The sequence below is a fragment of the Bradyrhizobium sp. CCBAU 11386 genome, assembly GCF_028128955.1.
Lineage (GTDB): Bacteria > Pseudomonadota > Alphaproteobacteria > Rhizobiales > Xanthobacteraceae > Bradyrhizobium.
This window is the reverse complement of sequence record NZ_LBKA01000193.1, coordinates 30,001-32,068: the sequence shown is the minus strand read 5'-3', so window position 1 is coordinate 32,068 and position 2,068 is coordinate 30,001. Positions and strand designations below refer to the sequence as shown.

2 protein-coding genes (1 of these 2 cut by a window edge) are annotated in these 2,068 nt (G+C 67.0%); both read right to left on the bottom strand.

Annotation, left to right across the window (positions count from 1 at the left end; translation table 11 throughout):
• Positions 1–108: 108 nt before the first annotated feature.
• Positions 109–1,614 carry a glycerol kinase GlpK gene (gene glpK, locus XI09_RS13675; RefSeq protein ID WP_271567299.1) on the bottom strand — a complete coding sequence of 502 codons (1,506 nt, stop codon included), beginning with the start codon at positions 1,612–1,614 and terminating at the stop codon, positions 109–111.
• Positions 1,615–1,851: 237 nt separating this feature from the next.
• Positions 1,852–2,068, bottom strand: the end of a protein-coding gene (locus tag XI09_RS13670; protein ID WP_271567298.1) for a hypothetical protein. It continues 380 nt past the right edge of the window; 217 of the gene's 597 nt are visible here — the last part of the coding sequence; its start codon lies off the right edge, out of view; it ends in the stop codon at positions 1,852–1,854.

Genomic DNA, 2,068 nt, shown 5'->3' with positions numbered 1-2,068 from the left:
CGGTTTGGCGAAGATTGGTCGTTCGGGATTGGCGCCGCCTGCCCATCGATAGACCTCGCGGTATGGGTCCCGGCCTTCGCCGGGACGACTTGGAGAGAGAGCGGCGCGCTACCCCTCCCCCTCGTCGCTCGCCAGCACGCCCTTCACGGCGCGCGCCCAGCCCGCGAGCTTCCGCGCGCGGGTCGCCTCGCTCATGTTCGGCTTGAAGCGGTGCTCGAGGCGCCAGTTGTCGGCGAATTTCGTCGGCTCGGGATAGACGCCGGCCGCAAGGCCGGCGAGATAGGCGGCACCCAGTGCGGTGGTCTCCTGGATCACGGGACGATCGACCGGTGCGTCGAGGAGATCGGCGAGGCGCTGCATGGTCCAGTCGGACGCGGTCATGCCGCCGTCGACGCGGAGCACGACACTGGCCGTCTCCGAGCTCGGCCAGTCGGCGCGCATCGCGGCCCAGAGGTCGAAGGTCTGATAACAAACACTCTCCAGCGCGGCGTGGGCGAGCTCGGCAGGCCCGGTGTTGCGGGTGAGGCCGAACAGCGCGCCGCGCACGCGCGGATTCCAGTAGGGCGCGCCCATGCCGACGAAGGCCGGCACGAGATAGACGCTCTGCATCGAGTCGGACTGGTCGGCGAGCGGGCCGGTCTCCGCGGCGTGCTTGATGATGCCGAGGCCGTCGCGGAGCCACTGCACCGCGCTGCCGGCAACGAAGATCGAGCCTTCGAGCGCGTAGGTGCGTTTTCCCGCGAGCTGATAGGCGACGGTGGTGAGCAGCTTGTTCTTCGACACCACCGGTGTGGTGCCGGTGTTGAGCAGCGCAAAGCAGCCGGTGCCGTAGGTGGACTTCATCATGCCTGGGCGGAAGCAGGCCTGGCCGATGGTCGCGGCCTGCTGGTCGCCGGCGATGCCGGAGATCGCGATCGCGCCGCCGAACAGCTCGGGCACGCTCTCGCCGAAGCGGGCGGAGGAATCCTTCACCTCGGGCAGCATCGAACGCGGTACGCCGATGATCTCGAGCAGCTCGTCGTCCCATTGGCCGGTGTGGATGTTGAACAGCAGCGTGCGCGAGGCGTTGGTGGCGTCGGTGGCGTGCACCTTGCCGCCGGTGAGGCGCCAGAGCAGGTAGCAGTCGATGGTGCCGAACATCAATTCGCCGCGCGCGGCGCGCGCCCGCGCGCCGGGGACGTGGTCGAGGATCCAGGCGACCTTGGTGCCGGAGAAATAGGGATCGATGATCAGGCCGGTCTTCTCGGAGATGACAGGCTCGCGACCGTCAGCTTTCAGCTTGGCGCAAATGTCGGCGGTACGGCGGTCCTGCCAGACGATGGCGCGGTGCACGGCCTGCCCGGTGGCGCGGTCCCACACCACAGTGGTCTCGCGCTGGTTGGTGATGCCGATCGCGGCAATGTCCTTTGCGGTGATGCCGGCCTGCTCGATCGCGTCGCGGCAGACCATCACGGTCGAGGTCCAGATGTCCTCCGGCTCGTGCTCGACCCAGCCCGAGGCCGGAAAATGTTGCGGAAACTCCTGCTGCGCGCGCGCGGCAATCGAGATGTCGCTGCGGAACACGATGGCGCGCGATGAGGTGGTGCCCTGGTCGATGGCGAGAACGAAAGACATGGTAGCTACCTTGGCGTTTTCTTGGCGTTTCCCCGTGAGGGGATCGTTGTGTCGGGGCCAAAGGGAGCGGATTAGGGCGGGAAGGTCAAGATTGGATGACGGCGCCATCCTGACCCTCCCCTGGAGGGGGAGGGTCGACCGCGCGGAGCGCGGGCGACATGACAGCGGTGAGTGTGGCTGGCGTCGCGCAATCCGTCGAGGGGCAGACGTGCGACTGACGGAGGCTCGTCTGGCAGCTCAGTTCTGGTCGTCGCCGAGCGCTGCGACCAGCTTGTCGTAATACTTGCCGACCAGATCGATGTTGCCCTTGTTCTCGATGGCCGGGGAAGGCGTCTTCAGCGCCTCGTTGAGCTCGTCGAGGGCTTCCTTCTTGTCCTTGGCCGGCATCTTCTTGTCGGCCTGGACCTGCGCGATCTGCGCCTTGATCACGGCTTCGGTGCCGACATATTTCTTG

What these genes read in the sequence shown, in the direction of transcription:
- glpK (WP_271567299.1), bottom strand. Translation starts at nt 1,614, where the DNA reads ATGTCTTTCGTTCTCGCCATCGACCAGGGCACCACCTCATCGCGCGCC.